This window comes from Chryseobacterium aahli (assembly GCF_022699665.1).
Classification (GTDB): Bacteria; Bacteroidota; Bacteroidia; order Flavobacteriales; family Weeksellaceae; genus Chryseobacterium; species Chryseobacterium aahli.
Genome location: NZ_JALDNB010000003.1, coordinates 349,755 through 371,739, shown reverse-complemented (window position 1 = coordinate 371,739; position 21,985 = coordinate 349,755). Strand labels below are relative to the sequence as shown.

Here is a 21,985-nt window from a genome sequence, read left to right as displayed (position 1 = left end):
AAAGCAAGAATTTTATCGTTCTTGCTTTTATTTTTTTAAATATATTCTAAAATCTTTTTCCAATCTTCAAACTTTCTTTCAAAAGAAATTGTGTGAAGTGGGCTTGTCGAAGGCAATAAGTAAATGGGAATTTTAAAATTTTTGCCTAATAGTTTCTGTAGATTTTTATAAGATTTTCCTCCGTTGCAAAAGATTGCTTGGATGTTTGGGTATTCTTCTAAAAGTTCAGGAATTTGGTTAGCTTCTTCATTTTTTATTTCTGAATCTAAACTTCCTTTTCTTTCGCAGGAATCAATCACATCCCAGATTGCAATATGATTTTTCTTTAAGACTGTAATCCGTTTAGCATAATCTTCTGTAAACTCTTCATTGAATAACTCAAAAATAATTTTCCAGAATTTGTTTTGAGGATGTGCATAATATTGCTGCTTTTCTAAAGATTTCACACCTGGAATTGAGCCTAAAATTAAAATTTCCGATTGATGATCAATAAATGGCGGGAATGAGAATATTCTATTTTGCATTTATTTATTACTAATCTTTATAATTTTCGAACTGCTTACTCACCATTTTTTCAATTTCCTTAGGTAAGTTAACTTGCTTCTTCAAATTTTTAATATCAATTAACTCTTCACTAAAAACATAACCGTTTCTACGATCGGTTTTTATTTTTTTAATTACAAAGTTTTCATTTGGCAAAACTTTTCTAAATTCAGTAAATATTTTTTCTTCCGTAAACTCTGGAACATCCAACAAATGAAAATTCATAAGATTAACATCAGATTTTTCAAGTTCAATCCGGATTACAAAACTTATTTTTTTCTTTTTATGATAGGCTTTAACGATATATGATAAATCATTAATCTTTTCAACTTCAACACGTTCTATAAACCTAAAATGTCTTTCATCTTCTTTAATAAATCTTTTAGCATATTCATAATAATATAAATCTCCATCCTTTTCTCTTTCAACAACATTAAATTTATAATGTAATCTATTACTGGGATCCTTTAACCAATTAACCCTATTATCATTCGTAATAAAAGTATCCATACTGTATTTTGGTTGTTCGGAATTGATATAAATTTTAGATTCCCCAAAACTTTCTATACTTGGTTTTATTCGGGTGACTTTATAAGTAAGTAAATGATCAAATTGATAATTTTGGCACAACACCAAAACGGGAATAAATAATAACGTCAATAAAATTGATTTCATAAGGCTTGTCTTAAATAAAAATTGCGATTGAAAATTCCAACCGCAATATAAATATTCATTTCTGGTTTTACAGTGTTTCTTTCAGCCAATCAAAAAATTCTCTCTGCCAAACCAAACCGTTTTGAGGATGAAGTACCCAATGGTTTTCATTTGGAAAATAGACAAATTTAGATTTTAAACCTCTTAATTTAGCAGCCTGAAAAGCTTCCTGACCTTGCTCATATCCAACTCTAAAGTCAATTCCACCCTGGAAAATCATGATCGGTTTATTCCATTTATCAACAAAATTACTTGGGTTGAATTCTGTATAAGCTTTCGGAAGTGGTTTTTCCCACGGAGAACCCAAATCCCAATTCGCAAACCAAAGTTCTTCGGTCGTTAAATACCAAGATTTCATATCAAATAGACCATCGTGGGCGATGAATGTTTTAAATCTGTTATTATGAACTCCAGCTAGCATAAATACGCTGTAACCACCATAACTTGCACCAACTGCCGCTACTCTATCACCATCTACATAAGGTAAAGTTTTAGCATAATCCGTGGCAGACAGATAATCTCTTATCGGTTGTCCGCCCCAATCTCTTGAGATTTCTTCGTTCCATTTTGTTCCCCAACCCGGCATTCCTCTTCTGTTTGGTGCGACTACGATGTATCCGTTGGCTGCCATTAATGCAAAATTCCATCTTGTGCTGAAAAATTGGGTTAACGCAGATTGCGGACCACCCTGACAATACACTAAAGTCGGATATTTTTTGTTCGGATCGAAGTTGGGCGGATAATGAAACCAAACTCCCATTTCTTTTCCATCCGAAGTTTTTACCATTTTCAATTCAGATTTTCCCTGAGCCAATTTTGCATAAGAATCTTTATTAGCTTCAGTAACCTGTTTTAATTCTCCGTTTTTAAGATTTACAGAAAACAGTTCTGACGCATGGTTAATATCTGTTTTTGAAACTAGAAGTGAACTTTTTTGATCTGCAAAAATTTCATTTATATCAAAATCACCTTTGGTAATCTGCTGAACTTTTGAAGATTTTGTGTCTAAAGAAAACAACTGTTTTGTCCCTCTGTAAGCTGCTGTGAAATAAATATTTTTTGAATCTCCGCTCCAGAAAACATCGCCGGAAACACTTTCGTCCCAAGCTTTCGTAAGGTTTGATAACTTCCCTGATTTCCAGTCCATCATTTTGATGTCGTTTTTATCAGCTTCGTAGCCATCTCTTTCCATACTTTGCCAAAGCAAAGATTTTCCGTCCGGACTGAATTTAGGATTTACATCGTAACCTTTATTAGTTTCAGTTAAATTTTTAGTTGCTCCTGATGCTAAATCGTAGGCGAAAATATCGGTGTTTGTACTTGTAGAATATTCTTTTCCGCTTTTAGGTTTTGTCACATATAAAAGCTGCGTAGAATCTGGACTGAAAACGAAATCTTCAGCTCCACCGAAAGGTCTTTGCGGAGAATCCCAGGTTTTTCCTTCCAATAAATCTTTTGCAGAATCTACGTTTGCAGAAACATCAACCACAAAAACGTGATTATATTTTCCTTCATTGAAGTAATCCCAATGTCTGTGATTCAAATCTGTATAAACCTGAGCAGTGGTTTTCGGAGTATCAGCATATTTATCTTTCCCCATTAATTTTTCAACCAAAACCTGCTTGCTGAAAGCTATTTTCTTTCCGTCAGGAGAAATTACGATGTTATCAACCTCGCCGATCGTGTAAAATTCTGTCCAGGTTTTTCCGCTATCTTTTGAAAGGAAAATTTTGTCGCCTTCCTGAGCATACAATCCGTTTTTATCCCACTGAATTAATGCTTTTTTACCTAAATCAATTTTAGAAGATTGATTGTTTAAAACATTCAGGAAATAGTTTTCGTTTTTAGTTTTTTCAGTCTTTAAATCAACTTGTCCTACTTTATAAATAAGTGAAGACTGATCAGGTGAAACTGCCTGAACTCCGACTTTCTTTAAAGTCCAGAGAATTTCGGGAGTCATTACTTGTTGTGCATTCATTAAAAATGGTGCTGCCAAAGCGAGCAGACTGTGCTTTAATTTCATAAGAGAATCATTTTAAAAGAATTTCAGAATTTTGATTCTTCAATTCATATTAATTTCAAAGAATGCCAAAGTTAATATTTAAAATAAAATTGAGCGAGAAAATTATGAGTTTAGTTTAATTAGGAATTATAATTCTTTATTTAATCTTGTTATGCTTTGGAGTTGTGAACACAGAGGCCACAAAGTTTATTTAAACAAATTGTGTTTTTTTCACAAAGCCGCTAACGCTTATATAAGAATTAAAAAAATAATTGATTGGAAATATCACAAAAAAATCGTCAGCTGAAAAACTGACGACTATAATTAATTAAAAACAATTCCTAATTTAATCCTTATCTGCAAACATCGAGTTGGCAAGTGAAGTAATAATTGACAGCAAAATACTAAAAATAAAAGCCCACCAGAAACCTTTGACTTCCATAGAATCTATGAAATAATCAGCAACGAGAATGATAATGGCATTGATGACCAAAGCAAAGAAACCTAAAGTAATAATCGTCAGCGGAAGCCCAAAAAGGCTTAAAATTGGTTTTAAAATAAGATTTAAAACTCCTAAAACGATGGCAAAAATAACGGCTCCGGTGAATCCGTCAAAATGAACGCCCGGAAGAATTTTTGTGAGTAAAAAAGCGACAATCGCAGTGATAAAAAGTCGGATAAGTATATTCATAATTTATATTTTAAATGCATTGATTTTAACAAAAGCTGTTCCAATAATTATTTGGGGGTTATTTAATTTTCATCATGGTGACGAGAGAAGTTGCGACATGGCTTTCTGAAGAATGGTCTTCATTCACCGTATAAATTTCTGTGCGAATTACGCTTATTTTAGCTCCGCCTTTCACCACATACGCTTTTGAAACTAACGCATCTCCAATCGCCGGACGCAGATAATTTACTTTCAATTCTACAGTCACAACATAACAATCTTGCTCGTAATGGCTGACAGCGGCATAACCCGAAGAAACATCTACCAACGAAGCAATCATTGCACCATTGAACATTCCGGCAGTTCTGGTCATCATTTCCATTTTTGGAATTTTAATGGAAACGAAATCAGTTTCTACTTCGAGAAGTTCGGCATTGTAGAATTTCAACGTTTCGGAGCGGTTGAAACTGTCGGTTATGAGTTTTCTTTTTTCGGGAGTCATGGGAGGATAGTTGATAGTTACAAATTTCTTTAAAATATTTTGAATTTCACTATAATCACTTTTTTATATCTCAACTTCAATGAATATTTAATTATCTTTAAATCGTTTAAATTTAAAAAAGTTGAATAGCAAAATGCAAAACAGTACTTTTCACAGTGAAAATTTTGAAATTAACGGAATCCAAATCCCTGAATTTAAACTTAAAAGCGGGAATTTAATTAGAATTTACATTCCTAATTTCAATAATGAAAATAAACCTTTAGGTTTCGATTTGACCATAGAATTAATCAAACGATTCCAAAATCAAAAAACTGATTTACCTTGGGCAAAAAATCACCAGCAAAATTATTTTTCATCATTTCTCAATCCATTGACAGTCCATAAGTATCTAATGAATGAAATGAAAATTGATAAAGTAAATTCAGAAAGGATTATTGACGAAATAAAACTGAATCCAAATGAAAAGTATGAGCATTTAAGTTTTAACAATAAAAAGATCCTTTCTATAAAAGCACATTTTGAAAAAAATGAGTTTATTCTTATAGACTATTACGGTGTTTCTGCAATGGGAATTACCTTTTTAGAAAAAATAGTGAATAAAGAAATAAGTAAAGGTAAATCTGCAATTGCTTTTGATAATTTACAATTTGCACATGAAAAGGAACCTTATAAAAATATTAAACCTATAAAAATTGCCTTACCGACAAGCGACTAAAATTTAATATTGGTTGAATTCGAAATAAAATTTTTCTCTTACTGGTTTTCGATATTACTATAAATATAAAGTCAAGATCTTTTTAAAATAGGTTCAATTTCCAAAATCCTTTACCTTTGCAAAATGGAATTAGAATCTATTTATAAAAAACTGCAGATTCAGGATATGAATCAGATGCAGAAATCTACATACAAAACTACGGAAAACAATACGGATGTTGTTTTGCTTTCGCCTACGGGTTCAGGAAAAACATTGGCTTTTCTTTTTCCGGTTCTAAGAAATCTGCAAAAAGAATCTACAGGAATTCAGGCTTTAATTGTAGTTCCAGCGAGAGAACTGGCCCTTCAGATCGAGCAGGTTTTCAAATCGATGGGAACAGATTTTAAGGTGACGGTGTGCTACGGCGGCCATGATAAAAAGATTGAAATAAACAATCTCAAAGAAGCCCCTGCAGTCTTGATCGGAACTCCGGGAAGGATTGCCTATCACATGAGAAATAAAAATCTTGATGTAAAAACAATCAAAAATCTGGTACTTGATGAATTTGATAAGGCTTTAGAATTAGGTTTTCATGATGATATGGAATACATTATCGAAAATATGTACAACCTTTTTCAGAGAATCCTGACGTCAGCAACTTCTATGGATGAAATTCCGAAGTTCACTGGTCTAAAAGACGAAAAAGTAGTCGATTTCTTAAAATTAGGTGAGAATAAACCTGACATTCAGTTAAGAAAAGTAATGACGATTTCTGAGGAAAAACTCGATACTTTATTTCATCTGATTTGTAAGATAGGGAATAAAAGAACCCTGATTTTCTGTAATCATAGAGAAACCGTTGATCGTATCGCCGATTTGCTTTTAGATAAAGGCATTGCCAGAGAAACCTTCCACGGTGGTATGGAACAAGACGAAAGAGAGCGTGCCTTGCTAAAATTCAGAAATGATACTGCGAGAGTTTTAATCACAACCGATTTGGCTGCGCGTGGTTTAGACGTTCCTGAAGTTGAATCGATTGTTCACTATCAGTTGCCGACAACTGAAGATGCTTTTATCCACAGAAATGGCCGTACTGCGAGAATGAACGCCAAAGGTTTTGCTTATCTGGTGATGACTGAGGAAGAAAAATTTCCTTTCATCAAAAAAGATACGCCCGAAGAATCTGTAAAGGAATTTTCTAAAGTTCCTGCCAATCCGCCATTTCAGACAATTTACATAAGTGCCGGAAAAAAAGACAAAGTCAACAAAGTAGACATCGTTGGATATTTATTGAAAAAAGGGGAATTACAGAAAGAAGATTTAGGCCTGATTGAGGTAAAAGATACGACGTCTTATGTGGCTGTCTCAAGAACAAAAGTGAGAGATTTACTGAAAAAACTGAGCACCGAAAAACTGAAAGGTAAGAAAGTAAAAATGGAGGTAGCTTATTAAGATAAGGCAAAGGTTGAGGCTTACTGAAAATTCTTTCAATTTAAACCTCAACCTTTATTTCAATTTATTTCAATCCACTTGTTTTTGTCGGTAAAGTATACACCGATTTTGAAGCGGTAATAAACAGAATATTATTTTTTTCTCCTCCAAAAGTCACGTTCCCGGTCCAGTCTTCAGGAATTTTGATGTGATGAACTTTCTCGCCTTTATTGTTGAAAACTGTCACGCCGTCGCCTGTTAAATATAAGTTTCCTTCTTTATCTAAAGTCATTCCGTCTGAGCCCATTTCGCAAAATAATTTCTTTTCAGACAATTTTCCTTCACCTAAAATATCGTAGACATATGTTTTTCCAGCATCTATATCTGAAACATATAGCTTTTTCAATTTAGTACTTCCAATAATTCCATTCGGCTGTACAAAAGTTTCCAACTTTGAAATTTTGCCGTCTTTATTTCGGTAGTAAAGATTTTTCTCAGGAATCTCTACTTTGAAATTTTCCCAGTAATCTCTTTTGTACAAAGGATCGGTGAAATAAATTCCGCCATTTCCATCGAGCCAAAGATCATTAGGACCATTGAGCCTTTTACCCTCAAAACCTTTAGATAAAACCTCAATTGATTTGTCTTTACCTATTTTCCAGATTTCACCTTCGTTGTCTGAACAAGTAATCAGATTGTCATTATCATCAAAATAAGTTCCGTTGGCACGACCTGTTTTATCTAAAAATAAAGATATTTTATCTGTTTTCCAATCCCAAACGTAAATTTTATCATTGGGCTGATCTGTGAAGTATACATTTCCGATTTTGTCGGTTGCAGGACCTTCTGTAAATGTAAATTGATCTGAAATTAATTTTGGCTCAGTGTTCTCCAACATAGCATTATAATTTTGTGATTTACAACTGAGAAATGCCAAAACCAAACCAACAAGACCTGCATTCAATATATTTTTCATTCTTTTAAAATTTAAAGCTGACAATTTACGATTTGTAAAAAGGTCTGACAATTTTAAATTATCAATTATTTAATTTAAACAAAACATTTCAGAATGTCCTTTTTGTCCTATTCTGTAAGTATTTATTATTATTTATCAAAACTTATTATCAGGAGCTTTGCATCATCTTTTATTAAGGGAAAATTGAGCATGAAAATAATTTCATGATATTCTAAAAAGTCCTTTTAATTAAATAAAATTCAAAGATGAGTATTCAGCAAGGCAATATAAAAATTCCGGGAAGTGATGGTGAGGCTTTCAGAGATTCTGTAGGAACAATGGACGATACGGGAAAACGAAAATGGGTTTTCCCAAGAAAGCCAAAAGGGAAATTTACCAATTACAGAGATTACACAAGTTATGTTTTATTGGCATTATTTTTTGGAATTCCATTTTTAAAAATTAACAACAATCCGTTTCTTCTCATCAATCTTCTTGACAGAAAATTCTTCATTGTCGGTATGCCTTTTTACCTTCAGGATTTCTTTATTTTAGCTTTGGGAGCTGTAATTTCGGTGATTTTTGTAATGATTTTCACGGTAGTTTTTGGAAGAATATTTTGTGGATGGCTGTGTCCGCAAACTATTTTCATGGAAATGGTTTTCCGTAAAATTGAATATTTGATTGAAGGCGACCGAAACAAACAGATGAAGCTCGACAGACAAAATTGGGATTCTGAAAAGATCCAAAAAAGGGTTTTAAAATGGTCTGTTTTCTTTATGATTTCACTGATCATTGCACATTTCATGTTTATGTATATCATCGGATATGAAAATATGTTCAGAATCATTGCAGAAGGCCCTTTAGAACATTCCTTACATTTTATATCAATGTTGTCATTCTCATTGGTTTTCTATTTCGTTTTCGCATGGCTTCGTGAGCAGGTCTGTACATTGGTTTGTCCGTACGGACGACTTCAAGGCGTATTGATCGATAAACAAACCATCAATGTCTATTACGATACTAAAAGAGGAGAAAACCGGGCAAAATGGAGAAATGGCGAAGACAGAAATGCCTCTTCAAAAGGCGACTGTATCGACTGCGGACAATGTGTAGTGGTTTGCCCTACAGGAATTGACATCCGAAACGGCCAGCAATTAGAATGCATCAATTGTACAGCCTGCATCGACGCTTGTGATGAAGTAATGACAAAAGTAGGTTTGCCAACCGGATTGGTGCGTTATGCCACAGAAGCAGAAATTGAAAGCGGAAAAAAAACTGGGATAACTTCTAGAATGGTTGTGACAACAGTTTTTCTGGGATTACTTATCGGTCTTCTAGGATTTTTGATTTACGACCGAGGTTCTATGGAAGCGAAATTTATCAAACCTGCAGGATCAACATTTTTTGTGCGGGACGGAAAAATCATCAACAATTTCACGTATACTTTTCTGAATAAAACCAATGAGAAAAAAGTAGTTACAATAAAAGTACTTTATCCCGATAATGCCGAAGTTATTTCGTCAGGTTCAAGCAAAATTATTTTAAAAGGTGATGAAATTCTGAAAGGTTCTATCAGTATTTCTTTCCCTGAAAAAGACGTCAAATTTTCCAAACAAAACATTACCATCGCTGTATTAGACGATAAAGGAGAAATTTTAGATACTTTCGAAACGACGTTTGAAGGACCGTTTAAACTTTTATTATAAAGCTTAATTTTTATGATTTTTAACGAATTGAGAAGGTGTAATTCCAGTATTTTTGCGGAACACTCTTGCGAAATAAGAATACTCTTCGTAACCTAATCTGAAGGCGATTTCCACCAGACTTTCATCAAGATAAATCAGCATTCTTTTGGCTTCTAAAATTACTCTTTCAGTAATAATCTCCGAAGCAGTTTTTTGCATGACCGTCTGCGTAATTCTGTTGAGATGTTTCGGAGAAATATTCATCATGGAAGCATAATAAGAAATAGATTTTTGTGAAACGAAAAACTCTTCCAATAAGTTTTCAAAATCCTGATAATGTTTAAAATAAGAAATACCGACAGCAGAAATTTCATGATCATTTTTAGAAAAATCTCTCACCGAATGAATGTAAATTTGGGTAATCAACGAAAGAATGAAGCTATGTTTCATCACATTTTGAGACAAATGCTCTTTTTCAATTGCTTTAAAAAGATGAACCATGCCATCCAATTCTTCTGATTGAATCTGAAGTTTTCTCGGAAAGCTCGGCGAGTTGAAAAATGGAAAGTTTTTTAATTTTTGATTCACATAATGCATCTCATAATATAGCTGAGAAAAAAAGAAAATATAACCGTCAGTATCTGCAGAAAGTTCCCAGCTGTGCACTTGCCCCGGAGAAAGAAAAAATAAACTCCCTTCAGAAACATCATATTTTTGAAAATCTATTTCATGAATTCCTTGTCCTTTGGTGAAAATAACGGTGACATAGAAATCATGACGATGCGGTTTCTCAATATGCTTATGGCTCGAAACCAAGTGATTTTTTAAAGTATTAAAATAAAAATCCGGAGCGTTTTTCTCTGACTGAAAAAGATTGATATGCAATACCGAGATAGAATTCATCCTGATTTTATTAAGTGTGAAAGAACACAAAAATACATTTAACCTGAACATTTTACAACGTGTATTTGTACCCGAGCTTAAAAAATATTTATCTTTGAATTTTCAGGATCATTTACAATGAAGACAAATTTACCCGACAAACTGTATTATTCGATAGGAGAAGTTGCTAAAGCATTCGATGTAAACGCTTCATTAATAAGATATTGGGAACAGGAATTCCCTATCATCAAACCAAAAAAAAACAAGAAAGGAAACCGATATTTCACTCCGGAAGACATCAAAAACCTGAAAATCATCTATCACTTGGTGAAAGAAAAAGGTTACACGCTTGACGGAGCGAGAATTGCGCTGACCACCAACTCAAAAATTTCTGAAACCGTTACTTTAATCGACCGGTTGGAATTTGTAAAAGCTGAATTGCTGAAGCTAAAAGACTCATTGGTAGAAAAAGATTCTGAATAAAATTATAATTCCGAGTGATAAAAGTAAAAAATCAAAGATATCTATTGTTGATAAATACGATTTTATTAAGAATTTGGTAGTGCTGAATTACCTAACCCAAAGCTTATTTCATAGAAAAACCTGTCTAATTTCATTGAGTCCCAATACCAAGCTTGCACTACAACTAACTGATAAACAAATATATAAATGTAATGTTTTCTCATTTTATTAATCTATGAATTAAATTAATTCATAACTTTATTCCGTAATGTTTCACTTTTGACAAACTTTCACTTAATAATTGAAAGTTTCAGAAGCAGCATTTCATCAAAATAAAACATAATAAACGGATGAAAAAAAATTATTACCAGCAAATGGCATTTCTTGGAATGCTCTTACTCACGCTACTTGCCTTTCAAAAATATACCGAAAAATCTGATGAACCTTTTCCTGAAGTTACCTTTATTTCTGAAAGCTTACCCGTAGAATCTGTTTCTGAGTTCGATCCAAATGATTTAGATGAACATCAATGGCAAAAGCTTGGATTTTCTGAAAAACAAACTGCAACGATTTTAAAGTATAAGAAAATTGTCGGCGGAAAATTTCTTTCTAAAGAGCAATTCAAAAAATGCTATGCGATTTCTGAAGAAAAATTTTCGCAGCTTAGTTCTTTTATTTTGTTGCCTGAAACCAATTTGGAAGCAAAATCTGGAAATTCTGGATTTAAAAATTATGAAAATAAAACTTTAAACATTACAAGAAAATTTAATCCCGATCAACTGTCACAAAACGATTGGGAAAATATGGGATTTTCTGAGAAACAATCTGCCGCCATTTTGAAATACAAAAGTTATTTGGGTGGAAGTTTTGTGAGCAAAGAAAAGTTTAAAGAGTGTTTTATCATCAATAAAGAAAACTATGCGAAACTTGAACCCTATCTTATTTTACCTGCAAAAACTCCTGCCAATTTCAATGCTTTTGCTGGAAAATCGAATACATTTAAATCTAAAACTCCGCAAACTGCTTTTGATCCAAATACATTGGATGTAAACGGTTGGATGGCTTTAGGATTTTCTGAAAAACAGGCGAATGTAATTGTTAATTACCGTGATAGAAATTTAAAAGGAAGTTTTAAAACTTTAGAAGATATTAAAAATTGCTTTGTTATTTCAGCAGAAAAGTTTGAAGAATTGAAACCTTACATCAAATTCAGTGCTTCCACAATGGCAAAAAATTCTATGGATAAAAAGCCAGAATTTAAGCAGGAAAAAACAGATTTCTCAAAAACAGATATGAATTCTATTACATTCAAACAGTTATTAGAATTTGGCTTGGACGAAAAAAGTGCCGGTTCAATGATTGGTTTCAGAAAAAAATTAGGCGGTTTTATGACGAAAGAACAGATTTTAGAAACGTATAACATTGACAAAGAATTGGTTCAGAAATTACTAAACATTGCGCCATTAGACAATTCAAAAGTGGCAAGACATACTTTGGTGGACGCTCCCGAAGAATGGTTGAAAAATCATCCTTATTTTAAATATTCTGCTGATAAAATTATTTTTTACAGAATCAGTAATCCCGACGATAAGAAAATTTGGAAATTCTTGAAAACCAAGCCCGAGTATGAAGCGAGAATGAGATTATATTTGAAGTAATTATTGAAATTCAATGATTAGATTATTATGTTTTTTGTCATTCCGGAGGAATCTCGACTGTAAAAATCTAATAAATAAACTAAATTCCTTCGAAATGACAAACGGTATATTAATCAATTGATTATGAATTCAAATGAATTATAAATTCAGGAGACAATGAGACAATTCCTTCACTTAAACTATCTGGATGAGTCGTGAAACCTTTTAATCTTGAAGTTTTTCCTTTTAAAACTAAATCCATTAATTGCTTATCGGAAAGCTTTTTGCCAAAAATATCAAATGAAACTTTGAAGCCGCAGTTTTTAAAATCGGAACATCCGACTGCGGTTTTTCCTTTCATCAAATTGTGTCCTTTACATTTCGGGCATTTTGTTTCTTCCCAAGACTGTAATTCTTTTTTTACGGCAGGTTCACGTTTTTTCTTTTCTTTAACCTCTTCTTTTTCTTCATGCAAGGTGAAGACTTTCGCTTTTCCGTCAACGACTTTTTTGGTGAGTTCTCTGATCATCTGAATCAACTCATCTTTGAACTGATTGGCTTCATATTCACCACTCTCGATTTTACGAAGCTTCAATTCCCACTCCCCTGTTAATTCGGGGCTTTTCAATAATTCATCTTCAATCGTATCGATCAGCTGAATTCCTGTCGAAGTCGCAACTAAGTTTTTCTTTTTCCTTTCAATATATTTTCTCTTGAAAAGCGTTTCAATAATATTAGCACGGGTTGAAGGTCTACCAATTCCGTTGTTTTTCAACATTTCACGAAGTTCTTCATCGTCGACCTGCTTTCCGGCAGTTTCCATAGCTCGAAGTAAAGTTGCTTCAGTATAAGCTTTTGGCGGAGAAGTTTTTCCCTGATGAATCATCGGTTCGTGCGGTCCGGTTTCTCCAACTTTAAATTCAGGGATAGTCTGTTCTTCGTCCTTATCTTTTTCTTTATCAGTCGGTTCCTCTTTGGCATCTTTTGCGTAAACGGCTCTCCAGCCCGGTTCAAGAATCTGCCTTCCGCTAGTTTTAAACGGAATCGTTCCTACCTGAGCTTCCACCAAAGTATTTGAAATTTTACATTCAGGATAAAAAACGGCGATAAATCGTTTCGCAATCAAATCATAAATCAGTTTTTCTTCTCTCGTTAAATTCTGAGTCGGCGGAATTTCAGTCGGAATAATCGCATGGTGATCGGTTACTTTCGCATCATCAAAAACTGCTTTCGATTTTGGAATAGGCTGTTCCAGCAAAGGCGAAATCAAATCTTTGTAAATAACCATGCTTTGAAGAATCCCTCCTATTTTCGGGTATAAACTTTCGGATAGATAGGTCGTATCGACACGCGGATACGTAACGTGCTTTTTCTCGTAAAGACTCTGAATATATTTTAAAGTACTGTCTGCAGAATAACCAAACTTTTTATTGGCCTCCACCTGAAGTCCGGTCAAGTCAAACAATCTTGGATTTTTTTCTTTTCCTTCTTTGATTTCAAATGAAAGAATTTCAAAAGGGTTGACCTTTAAATATTCCAAACCTTTTTCGGCTCGGTCTAATGTTTTTAAACGGTCTATTGCCGCATTGAAAATAACGTCACGATATTTCGTTTTCAGTTCCCAATATTCTTCTGTGGAGAATGCATCAATTTCTTTCTGACGCTGAACGAGCATCGCCAAAGTCGGAGTCTGCACTCTTCCTATTGACAAAACCGCTTTATTTCCGCCAAATTTTTTAGTAAAAAGTCGGGTGGCATTGATTCCCAACAACCAGTCTCCTATCGCTCTTGCATTTCCCGCGAGATAAAGATTTTTATAGTCTTCGGCTGGTTTTAATTTCTGAAAACCTTCTTTAATTGCTTCTTCCGTCAATGATGAAATCCACAAACGCTGTACTGGTTTGTCGCATTTTGCTTTCTGCAAAACCCATCGCTGAATGAGTTCTCCCTCCTGCCCCGCATCCCCGCAATTAATGACCTCATCACATTCGGCGACCAATCTTTCGATGACTTTAAACTGATTTTCAACACCTTGATTTGGAATTAATTTAATCCCAAAATTGGTGGGAATAATCGGCAGCAAAAACAAATTCCAAGATTTGTATTGCGGGCCGTAATCATGGGGTTCTTTGAGGGTACAAAGATGTCCGAAAGTCCATGTCACGCAGTAGCCGTTTCCTTCCATATAGCCCTGCTTAGGCATGGTTGCGCCCAATACTTTGGCAATATCTCTGGCAACGCTGGGTTTTTCGGCAATACAAAGTTTCATGAATATTCGGAATTATTGAAAGGGGTGCAAAAGTCGGGATTTTTTTTGAGAATATATTATCATATAAACCAATTAATTTTATTAAAATCAGTTAACAACTTTTGACTGTACTCTTTATCAACTGAATTAATAAAACAAATATGTCCGTAAAGCCAGTCATGAAAATTTAAAGTAGAATATCCTAAAAAATCTTTTCGGATTCTATTTAGATGAACTTCAACACCAAACCGACGACAAAAATGAATATGTCTCGCTATTTTTTTTCTATATTTTTTTGAAGTGTGAACACCGTTAGTAATTGTTAATCCAGTAACATACTGCTTTTGTCCTTTTAACATATACCTTGTTTTATCAGTATTTACATGAAAATTCTCTTCTGTAATAATTTTATTTATAAATGATAAAGTCGGTAAAATCCCATTACCCTTAATTGAAAATGTTAAATCGTCTGCATATCTAGAATATGAAAAACTCATTTTTTTTCCTAATTCTTCAAATCTATAATCCATTTTGGATGCTATGATGTTTGCCAACATTGGACTTGATGGACAACCTTGGGGTAAAATCGCAGGCATTTCTTTCACATAATAAGCTAGAAGTTCTTTTTCTTTTGAATTAAAACTATTCCAATACTCAGGTTTATGTTTATACGTACACAATTTAGATAAACTTACTGCTAAATTACTACGATACCCCATACTTTTAAATACTCCATAAACTCTTTCTTCTGTGATAGTATCATAAAATTTTAATAAATCTATTTTTAAGATTTTAAATGCACCTTCATGCATTAAAGCATTATCTTTTATAGAAATGTTTGGTCTAAAACCAGTACAACTGTCTCTTAAAGGATATTTTCCAAGTATATTAAACAAAATCCATTTTTGAATATATTTGACATCTTTATCAGGAGCCATTATCTCTCTTTTACCTCCTCTTCTCTTTTTGATGAAAAATAGTTTATAACGTTTCTCTTTTAATGGGTACTTTAACTTTGAGATTTTTTCTTCCGTTTTTAAATCACCAATAAGTAATCGAAGAAAGCTTGATTTAACCCCTATTGCTATAGCTAAGTGTTCTAAAGTAAAAAGTACTGGATATTTCTTTTCGGTCAATTTTAAAGCATATTCTAAACAAATTCTTATATATTCGTCAGAATGACCTTGCTCTTTCGCTAATATTTTAAAACGTTCAATTGGGAATGAATTCATTGTTACTACTATACTTGAATGTTAAAATTTTATTTAATAAAATACTAGTAATGTTAAGCCATATGCCGCTATCATTCTGAAATTATGTTACCACAATTATAGAAAATGATTTTTATCAATTAATTTGAATTAATTCATTTCCTTCTTTTAGATTTTCAGAAATATAGAATAATCTTATTGCAACTGTAAATAATCAGCTTATAGCCATTATGTTTGTCATAAAGACTCTTTATTAATTCTCAATACACGGCACTGAGAAATCTTTGCAGATAAATGCTAACAAATTATTGCATTCCCATGAACGTAAAAGGTATATATAAACTATTCTCTTCTTTTATTACAAGATTTTTTTCAATTTCTCGTCGATTAATATATTTGCTTGAAAGTTCTTTCATTTCTTTGAGAATTTCAAATCCTTTATTTGTAATTTTTGTGTACTCAGAATTAACAAGTTTTTTATTTCTAGCTTCAATATAAACATCATGTAATTCTTCTCTAGTCAAACCTAACAATTGACAAATATAAATATTTTCATATCCTTTGTTTTTTAAATTTAATAAGGCAATAATTGAGTGATTTTGTGATTTTCTTTTGATAGTATCCTCTTTTCTTTTATCAGGTAAATCATCAATTTTATTTAAACCATCAAAAATATTGATTCCTAATTTTTCACATAATAGTATGTAATATTTTATATTTCTTTTATATTTTGAAGCTTCTGAAATTCTTAATTCAGCAGCCCTTGGATACAGTGGTCTCCATTTATTATTTCCCCAAATTATCGAAAGTGTATTATTAGGCGTTCCATGAAAAAAAGAGATTAATGATTCACTATTATCATAACCTAATGGTGCTGTCGAAAGTGGATTATAATTAACTATTATTTCATTACCGTAAGTTTTAACTAAATTTTCAATTGTCTTATGATTGCTAAACAACTTAAATACAGAATTTTTTGAGTCAAAAACTTTATATCTTCTCTCCCCACAAATAATTAGCTTCTGTTTTGAAAACTTAGAAAGAATATACTCTTCACCTTCTTTCATGATGATCGAACTTAGCAAAAAATAACTATTAAGCTTATAACAATTTAACCAATCTTTCGTTTCTTCATCATTGATAGCTTTTACAAAAGTTTTTCCACTACCTATAAAATCATCTAAAAAAATAATGTGTTTAAAATCATTCGGATTAGGTATATTCTTTAAATCATGTGTTATGATATTATGATCATATTTTCTATTTTTAAAAAAAGCTGCTTTAGCTTCTATTTCTCTTTTTTTATAAGCATTTGTATGTGATAATGGATACGTAACTAAGGTTCCACTTTTGCCAACTTTACCATAAGGAAATATAATAGCTCTTTCATTAATAGGAATCATTTTATATGCCTCCTTTAATAGACTATTTATTCTATTCATGAATTCATTAAACGATATATATTCGAATACTTTTAGAATATCTAATGCATGTGGAATATCATCGTCTTCAAAATTTTCTAACCATTTTATAATTTCTGTAGGCAATACAGAGTATTTAAGTTTGGGTAGCAATAATTCAACTTGCCTAATATTCTCTCTATTAAAAATAAAATTTCCAGCCATAATTTTTTATCACATTTTAAAGATATAGAAGTTTTAGAACTAAAACAAAAAAACTCCAAAATTCTCCGAATATTGAAAAGTAAATAACAAAGAATAATAAATAATAAATTGCTAATCTATATTTCCAAAATATTGAATCGCTCCAACTTCTGATACGTGCATCGGTTCTTTATTTGAATCCGCATCGTCCTTCTGAGAACTCTCCAAAAAAGAATGACTGTATAAAGCATAAGAAGGTTGCTCAGCCAAATCATTTTTCAACATTTGATGAGCTTCTATTACGGGTTTTCCGTATAGTTTTTTGAAACTTCCGATGTTGTATTGTGTAAATTTTCCGTAGTGAACGATAAATTTTAATGATAATTCAATGGTGGTATTCAACATTTCACTCAGTTCCAAAATTTTCATATTGAAAGCATTTCTCATATTTCGAAGCATCTTAGAAACTTTTTGGTAGGAAGGTTTTTGATCGTATTTATAGAACAAAATCGCATCGCCCTCAATTTCAGAAATATCAAAATATTGATTGTTTACATCAATCAAAATAGAAAGTAGTTGTCTTACAATATATTCTCCGGTATAAAGTTTTGTATTGAACACAAATTCAGTGAATCCACTGAAATCAGGAATCAGAATAATTCCGTCTTGAATGTTTGTATTCTTCATTGTTTTCATGGTTTAAAACCTTTGCTGATAGAGACGAAGAAGTGAGGTTTTTACTTTATGGGATTTTGAAAATCTTGTACATTTTTTAAAATGGTAAAATTATATGAAATCGTAGGAGCATTAAATTTTGACGATTAACTCTTTCTCATGGCCATTATATTTTTCAGTAACATAGCCGTGAGGATTGCAGATAATTTCTGTGTTGCCAATTTTATATCTTGTAGGCGTATGAATGTGTCCGTGAATCCAATACAACGGCTGATATTCTTCAATAAAGTTTTCAAGATTGGAAGCATACGCTGAAGTGACCGGATCATTTTTAAAATGTTCAGAAACAGATTTTAAGCTTGGCGCATGATGCGTAACGACAATATTTTTCATTCCTTTTGAATTTTCCAGACTCTCCTTGAGCCAATACCTTGAGAATTGATGAATTTTGAAAGTATCAATACTGCGCATTTTAGAATAAGAAGGATCGCGTCTGATTAATTTATAATCATTCATCTGAGTTTGGCAAAGACTTCCGTAAGCCATCGGACTTCCGAAAATCGAAAAATCTGTCCACAAAGTTGCTCCGTGAAATCTTACATCTTCAATATCTACAAAAGAATCTTCCAGAACAAATACATTGGAATTTTTTGCAGCTTCTTTTATTTTGTTTAAAGTTTTCGGATAAGAACCTTTGTAATATTCATGATTTCCAAGAACGTAAATGACGGGCTTGTCAAAAATTTTAGTTTTGATCCACTCAATTCCTTTTGTTCCCAAATTGACATCTCCTGCCAGCACAACAACATCTGCGTTATCAAAAGATAAATCTGTTGAACCAAATTCCTGATGCAAGTCGCTAATGATTTGAATTTTCATATTTTAAAAATAGTTTAATTTAAATAAAACTGAAATATCAACTTAATTAAAAAAATAAAACTCTAAAAATCAAAAGATTAAATATGAATCATTAAAAAGTCTACAAAAAAAGTAGACTAATAAAAATATATGTTTTATATTTGCACCCGTAATCAGGTTTGGAAATGAAAATGAAAACAAATTTCAGATACAATACAATGAAGATGATCAACATCAATAATATGATGATGCAATGCTGCATGCCTTTATATGTGAATTTTAGTGGATGACCTTACTTTTATTATGACATATTTTTAAAGGCTTTACCACGTTGTAGAGCCTTTTTTATTTAACAACAATTCAAAAAAATGATAGAAATCAAAAACATATCAAAGACTTTTCATCAGAAAAAGCAATCTTTTAAAGCTTTAGATGATGTCAATCTCAGCATTGAAAAAGGCGATATCGTAGGAATCATCGGATTTTCGGGAGCCGGAAAAAGTACTTTGATTAGAACCGTCAATCTTCTGGAAAGACCTGATAACGGACAAATCATCATCAAGGGAACAGATTTCACAAAATTAAAATCAAAACAACTCGCCAAAGAGCGTAAAAAAATCGGGATGATTTTTCAGCATTTTAATCTGCTTTCATCGAGAACAGTTTTTGAAAATATCGCACTTCCACTGGAATTGGACAATTTAAGTAAAGAAAAAATCCGAGAAAAGGTCAGCGAACTTTTAAAAATTGTAGGCTTGGAAGATAAAGCTCATGATTATCCTAAAAGTTTATCGGGTGGACAAAAACAAAGGGTTGCCATTGCGAGAGCTTTAGCCAATGATCCTTATCTCCTACTCTGCGACGAAGCGACAAGCGCGCTCGATCCGGCAACCACGCAATCTATTTTGCAGTTGCTGAGAGACATCAACCACCGTTTGGGAATCACGATTTTACTGATCACCCACGAAATGGAAGTCATCAAAGCGATCTGCAACCATGTTGCCGTCATCGACAAAGGACAATTAGTAACAAAAGGAACTTTGAGCGAAATTATTTCCAACAAAGACAATCCTATCATTAAACAATTTTTAAACTCAGGTGTTATGACTATACCGCAAGAACTCAACAAAAAACTACAGAAAGAGCCGCAAGACGGACTTTTTCCGTTGGTTGAAATCGAATTAAACGAAAAAATAAGCGTTGAAGAACTGCTTTCAATCATTTACGATCAATATAAAATTCCATACAAACTTCTTAAAGCTGATGTGGAATATTTGGGAGATTCCAATTTTGGAAAACTTCTTCTGCACCTGAAAGGTGAGAGTGAAGAAAACCAGAAAGCCATCTATTATTTTAATCAGAATAACATTCAAAATACTTTAAAAGGATATGCTTAGTGACACTGTACTTTCACTTCTTTCAAAAGGAGTCTGGGAAACCGTTTATATGACTTTTGTATCAGGATTTTTCGGTTTCGTGCTTGGCCTTCCGATCGGAATTCTGCTTTTTATTACCCGAAAAGGGCAGCTTTTAGAAAATACCATTTACAATAGAATTCTGTCGGTTTTGGTTAATATTTTTAGGTCAATTCCTTTTATTATTTTGATTGTCTGGATGATTCCTTTCACAAGATCTTTGGTCGGAACTTCCATCGGAATGAATGCTGCGTTGGTTCCTTTGAGTATCGGTGCAGCACCATTTATCGCAAGATTAGTAGAAAACAGTCTTTTGGAAATTCCGAATGGTTTGATCGAAACGGCAAGAGCTTTAGGAGCGACACCGTTTCAGATTATTAAAAAAGTTTTACTGCCAGAAGCTTTGCCTTCACTCATTAATAATGCGACGATCACTCTTATCACTTTGGTCGGATATTCCGCAATGGGTGGAGCTGTGGGAGCCGGTGGATTGGGACAAATCGGGTATCAGTACGGATATATTGGTTATGATGCGTTGATTATGAATCTTGTGCTTGGTCTTTTGGTCGCTTTGGTGTTTATCATTCAGTTTTCGGGCGACAGATTGGCGAAGAGGTTTGATCATCGATGAGTTTAAACAGTTTTATAGTTATACAGTTAATAAAAAATAATTTACAATGAAAAAAATAAAAATTCTAAGTTTAGCAGCTGGATTGCTGTTATTCGGGGCGTGCAGTTCACCTAGAAAAGATGATCCTAATTTCATTAAAGTCGGGATAACTTCCGGACCTGAACAAGAGATTGCCGAAACTGCAAAAAAAGTAGCCAAAGAGAAATATAATCTTGAAGTGGAGCTTGTTTCATTCAACGATTATGTAGTTCCCAACGAGGCTTTGAACAATGGAGACATCGACGCCAATGCATTTCAGCATGTTCCATATCTTAATGAACAATCTAAACAGCGAGGTTATAAACTTGCCGTTGTGGGAAACACTTTCGTCTACCCCATTGTCGCTTATTCGAAAAAAATAAAAAATATTAGTGAATTGCAAAACGGAAGTACAATTGTGATTCCAAATGATCCCACCAACGGAGGTCGTTCTCTTCTTCTTTTACAGAAAAATGGTTTATTAAAATTAAAAGACGGAATCGGATTATTGCCAAAAGTAACCGACATTGCTGAAAATCCAAAACAGCTGAAGATTCTCGAAATAGAAGCACCTCAACTTCCGAGGGTTCTGGATGATAAAGAAGTCGTAATCGCTATTATCAATAATAATTTTGCAGCACAAGCCGGACTAGACGCCAACAAAAATGGAATCTTTAAAGAAGATAAAGATTCTCCTTACATGAATGTTGTGGTTTCACGAGAAGACAATAAGAATGATGAAAAAGTGAAGAACTTTTTAAAAGCGTATCAGTCTAAAGAAGTGGAAGACAAAACCAAAGAAATTTTCAAAGGCGGCGCTGTAAAAGGCTGGAAGTAATAGTTGTTGGTTGGCAGTTGGCAGTTGATGGTTGATGGTTGATGGTGAAACTAAAAATGCCCCTTCTCTGAAGGGATGGATTTTTACAAAAGCAAAAAGACGGAGTAGCTAAACAATATTAAACATTGAACTTGTAAAAGATCTATTATATGCAAACATCGTTTCGGAAAAACCATTGCCTCCGAAGCGGTGTTTTTATTTTAAAATTATTTTTATTCTCACTAAATAATTAAAAAATTTATCTCGCTGATTAAGCTAATTAGGCAGATTTTATTTTACGCTTTTATTAATCTGTATAATTTGCGAG

At 32.9% G+C, this 21,985-nt stretch carries 20 protein-coding genes; 8 read left to right on the top strand and 12 right to left on the bottom strand.

Annotated elements, in window-relative coordinates; translation table 11 throughout:
• Positions 1-35: 35 nt before the first annotated feature.
• The 5 genes from MQX03_RS07825 to MQX03_RS07805 all read right to left on the bottom strand — a co-directional run bounded on the left by MQX03_RS07825 (position 36) and on the right by MQX03_RS07805 (position 4,431).
• The gene (locus MQX03_RS07825) at positions 36-524 is read right to left on the bottom strand and encodes a DNA-deoxyinosine glycosylase (RefSeq protein ID WP_242802415.1); all 489 of its coding nucleotides are present in this window, start codon (positions 522-524) and stop codon (positions 36-38) included.
• A 10-nt stretch (positions 525-534) separates the two neighbouring features.
• On the bottom strand, positions 535-1,218 hold the full coding sequence (locus tag MQX03_RS07820; protein WP_242802414.1) for a hypothetical protein: 684 nt from the start codon (positions 1,216-1,218) through the stop codon (positions 535-537).
• 67 nt (positions 1,219-1,285) lie between these two features.
• Positions 1,286-3,280, bottom strand: coding sequence for a S9 family peptidase (locus MQX03_RS07815; RefSeq protein WP_242802413.1), 1,995 nt, complete (start codon positions 3,278-3,280; stop codon positions 1,286-1,288).
• A 325-nt stretch (positions 3,281-3,605) separates the two neighbouring features.
• On the bottom strand, positions 3,606-3,950 hold the full coding sequence (locus MQX03_RS07810) for a phage holin family protein (RefSeq protein WP_242802412.1): 345 nt from the start codon (positions 3,948-3,950) through the stop codon (positions 3,606-3,608).
• Positions 3,951-4,008: 58 nt separating this feature from the next.
• Positions 4,009-4,431, bottom strand: coding sequence for a PaaI family thioesterase (locus MQX03_RS07805; RefSeq protein ID WP_242802411.1), 423 nt, complete (start codon positions 4,429-4,431; stop codon positions 4,009-4,011).
• A 133-nt stretch (positions 4,432-4,564) separates the two neighbouring features.
• Between MQX03_RS07805 and MQX03_RS07800 the strand changes: the two genes are divergently transcribed.
• Together MQX03_RS07800 and MQX03_RS07795 are read left to right on the top strand one after the other, a co-directional pair.
• On the top strand, positions 4,565-5,146 hold the full coding sequence (locus MQX03_RS07800; protein WP_242802410.1) for a hypothetical protein: 582 nt from the start codon (positions 4,565-4,567) through the stop codon (positions 5,144-5,146).
• A gap of 123 nt (positions 5,147-5,269) precedes the next feature.
• Positions 5,270-6,577, top strand: a complete 1,308-nt coding sequence (locus MQX03_RS07795; protein WP_242802409.1) for a DEAD/DEAH box helicase — start codon at positions 5,270-5,272, stop codon at positions 6,575-6,577.
• 64 nt (positions 6,578-6,641) lie between these two features.
• On the opposite strand, the gene MQX03_RS07790 is transcribed toward MQX03_RS07795, so the two are convergent.
• Positions 6,642-7,532 (bottom strand): SMP-30/gluconolactonase/LRE family protein, encoded by an 891-nt coding sequence (locus tag MQX03_RS07790; RefSeq protein WP_242802408.1) that lies wholly within the window; start codon positions 7,530-7,532, stop codon positions 6,642-6,644.
• Positions 7,533-7,777: 245 nt separating this feature from the next.
• Between MQX03_RS07790 and ccoG the strand changes: the two genes are divergently transcribed.
• On the top strand, positions 7,778-9,220 hold the full coding sequence (gene ccoG, locus MQX03_RS07785; protein ID WP_242802407.1) for a cytochrome c oxidase accessory protein CcoG: 1,443 nt from the start codon (positions 7,778-7,780) through the stop codon (positions 9,218-9,220).
• Positions 9,221-9,223: 3 nt separating this feature from the next.
• Here ccoG and MQX03_RS07780 read toward each other — a convergent pair whose 3' ends face one another.
• Positions 9,224-10,102, bottom strand: a complete 879-nt coding sequence (locus tag MQX03_RS07780) for an AraC family transcriptional regulator (RefSeq protein WP_242802406.1) — start codon at positions 10,100-10,102, stop codon at positions 9,224-9,226.
• A 117-nt stretch (positions 10,103-10,219) separates the two neighbouring features.
• Here MQX03_RS07780 and MQX03_RS07775 point away from each other — a divergent pair, with 117 nt between their 5' ends.
• Complete coding sequence (locus tag MQX03_RS07775) at positions 10,220-10,564, top strand: MerR family transcriptional regulator (RefSeq protein WP_034757421.1); 345 nt, start codon at positions 10,220-10,222, stop codon at positions 10,562-10,564.
• A gap of 329 nt (positions 10,565-10,893) precedes the next feature.
• Positions 10,894-12,201, top strand: coding sequence for a helix-hairpin-helix domain-containing protein (locus MQX03_RS07770; protein ID WP_242802405.1), 1,308 nt, complete (start codon positions 10,894-10,896; stop codon positions 12,199-12,201).
• Between the two features lie 121 nt (positions 12,202-12,322).
• On the opposite strand, the gene MQX03_RS07765 is transcribed toward MQX03_RS07770, so the two are convergent.
• From MQX03_RS07765 to MQX03_RS07745, 5 genes are all read right to left on the bottom strand, one after another.
• Positions 12,323-14,449 (bottom strand): type IA DNA topoisomerase, encoded by a 2,127-nt coding sequence (locus MQX03_RS07765; protein WP_242802404.1) that lies wholly within the window; start codon positions 14,447-14,449, stop codon positions 12,323-12,325.
• A 59-nt stretch (positions 14,450-14,508) separates the two neighbouring features.
• Positions 14,509-15,660 carry a reverse transcriptase family protein gene (locus MQX03_RS07760; RefSeq protein WP_242802403.1) on the bottom strand — a complete coding sequence of 384 codons (1,152 nt, stop codon included), beginning with the start codon at positions 15,658-15,660 and terminating at the stop codon, positions 14,509-14,511.
• A gap of 284 nt (positions 15,661-15,944) precedes the next feature.
• Positions 15,945-17,264, bottom strand: a complete 1,320-nt coding sequence (locus MQX03_RS07755) for a phosphoribosyltransferase-like protein (RefSeq protein WP_242802402.1) — start codon at positions 17,262-17,264, stop codon at positions 15,945-15,947.
• Between the two features lie 111 nt (positions 17,265-17,375).
• Complete coding sequence (locus MQX03_RS07750) at positions 17,376-17,930, bottom strand: DUF2652 domain-containing protein (RefSeq protein ID WP_242802401.1); 555 nt, start codon at positions 17,928-17,930, stop codon at positions 17,376-17,378.
• 120 nt (positions 17,931-18,050) lie between these two features.
• Entirely contained in the window at positions 18,051-18,797 is a 747-nt protein-coding gene (locus tag MQX03_RS07745; RefSeq protein WP_242802400.1) for a metallophosphoesterase, read from the bottom strand.
• Between the two features lie 347 nt (positions 18,798-19,144).
• Between MQX03_RS07745 and MQX03_RS07740 the strand changes: the two genes are divergently transcribed.
• The 3 genes from MQX03_RS07740 to metQ are packed head-to-tail and all read left to right on the top strand — an operon-like array spanning position 19,145 to position 21,678.
• Positions 19,145-20,173: a methionine ABC transporter ATP-binding protein gene (locus MQX03_RS07740; RefSeq protein WP_242802399.1), complete on the top strand. Its 1,029-nt coding sequence runs from the start codon at positions 19,145-19,147 to the stop codon at positions 20,171-20,173.
• Positions 20,166-20,822: a methionine ABC transporter permease MetI gene (gene metI / locus MQX03_RS07735; RefSeq protein WP_129534458.1), complete on the top strand. Its 657-nt coding sequence runs from the start codon at positions 20,166-20,168 to the stop codon at positions 20,820-20,822. The genes MQX03_RS07740 and metI overlap by 8 nt, the downstream gene beginning before the upstream one ends.
• Positions 20,823-20,868: 46 nt before the next feature.
• The gene (gene metQ, locus MQX03_RS07730; RefSeq protein ID WP_242802398.1) at positions 20,869-21,678 is read left to right on the top strand and encodes a methionine ABC transporter substrate-binding lipoprotein MetQ; all 810 of its coding nucleotides are present in this window, start codon (positions 20,869-20,871) and stop codon (positions 21,676-21,678) included.
• Positions 21,679-21,985 lie beyond the last annotated feature (307 nt).

What these genes read in the sequence shown, in the direction of transcription:
- MQX03_RS07755 (WP_242802402.1), bottom strand. Translation starts at nt 17,264, where the DNA reads ATGGCTGGAAATTTTATTTTTAATAGAGAGAATATTAGGCAAGTTGAA.
- MQX03_RS07810 (WP_242802412.1), bottom strand. Translation starts at nt 3,950, where the DNA reads ATGAATATACTTATCCGACTTTTTATCACTGCGATTGTCGCTTTTTTA.
- MQX03_RS07770 (WP_242802405.1), top strand. Translation starts at nt 10,894, where the DNA reads ATGAAAAAAAATTATTACCAGCAAATGGCATTTCTTGGAATGCTCTTA.
- MQX03_RS07775 (WP_034757421.1), top strand. Translation starts at nt 10,220, where the DNA reads ATGAAGACAAATTTACCCGACAAACTGTATTATTCGATAGGAGAAGTT.
- MQX03_RS07815 (WP_242802413.1), bottom strand. Translation starts at nt 3,280, where the DNA reads ATGAAATTAAAGCACAGTCTGCTCGCTTTGGCAGCACCATTTTTAATG.
- MQX03_RS07760 (WP_242802403.1), bottom strand. Translation starts at nt 15,660, where the DNA reads ATGAATTCATTCCCAATTGAACGTTTTAAAATATTAGCGAAAGAGCAA.
- MQX03_RS07750 (WP_242802401.1), bottom strand. Translation starts at nt 17,930, where the DNA reads ATGAAGAATACAAACATTCAAGACGGAATTATTCTGATTCCTGATTTC.
- MQX03_RS07805 (WP_242802411.1), bottom strand. Translation starts at nt 4,431, where the DNA reads ATGACTCCCGAAAAAAGAAAACTCATAACCGACAGTTTCAACCGCTCC.
- MQX03_RS07800 (WP_242802410.1), top strand. Translation starts at nt 4,565, where the DNA reads ATGCAAAACAGTACTTTTCACAGTGAAAATTTTGAAATTAACGGAATC.
- MQX03_RS07765 (WP_242802404.1), bottom strand. Translation starts at nt 14,449, where the DNA reads ATGAAACTTTGTATTGCCGAAAAACCCAGCGTTGCCAGAGATATTGCC.
- MQX03_RS07780 (WP_242802406.1), bottom strand. Translation starts at nt 10,102, where the DNA reads ATGAATTCTATCTCGGTATTGCATATCAATCTTTTTCAGTCAGAGAAA.
- metQ (WP_242802398.1), top strand. Translation starts at nt 20,869, where the DNA reads ATGAAAAAAATAAAAATTCTAAGTTTAGCAGCTGGATTGCTGTTATTC.
- MQX03_RS07820 (WP_242802414.1), bottom strand. Translation starts at nt 1,218, where the DNA reads ATGAAATCAATTTTATTGACGTTATTATTTATTCCCGTTTTGGTGTTG.
- MQX03_RS07825 (WP_242802415.1), bottom strand. Translation starts at nt 524, where the DNA reads ATGCAAAATAGAATATTCTCATTCCCGCCATTTATTGATCATCAATCG.
- MQX03_RS07740 (WP_242802399.1), top strand. Translation starts at nt 19,145, where the DNA reads ATGATAGAAATCAAAAACATATCAAAGACTTTTCATCAGAAAAAGCAA.
- MQX03_RS07790 (WP_242802408.1), bottom strand. Translation starts at nt 7,532, where the DNA reads ATGAAAAATATATTGAATGCAGGTCTTGTTGGTTTGGTTTTGGCATTT.
- metI (WP_129534458.1), top strand. Translation starts at nt 20,166, where the DNA reads ATGCTTAGTGACACTGTACTTTCACTTCTTTCAAAAGGAGTCTGGGAA.
- ccoG (WP_242802407.1), top strand. Translation starts at nt 7,778, where the DNA reads ATGAGTATTCAGCAAGGCAATATAAAAATTCCGGGAAGTGATGGTGAG.
- MQX03_RS07795 (WP_242802409.1), top strand. Translation starts at nt 5,270, where the DNA reads ATGGAATTAGAATCTATTTATAAAAAACTGCAGATTCAGGATATGAAT.
- MQX03_RS07745 (WP_242802400.1), bottom strand. Translation starts at nt 18,797, where the DNA reads ATGAAAATTCAAATCATTAGCGACTTGCATCAGGAATTTGGTTCAACA.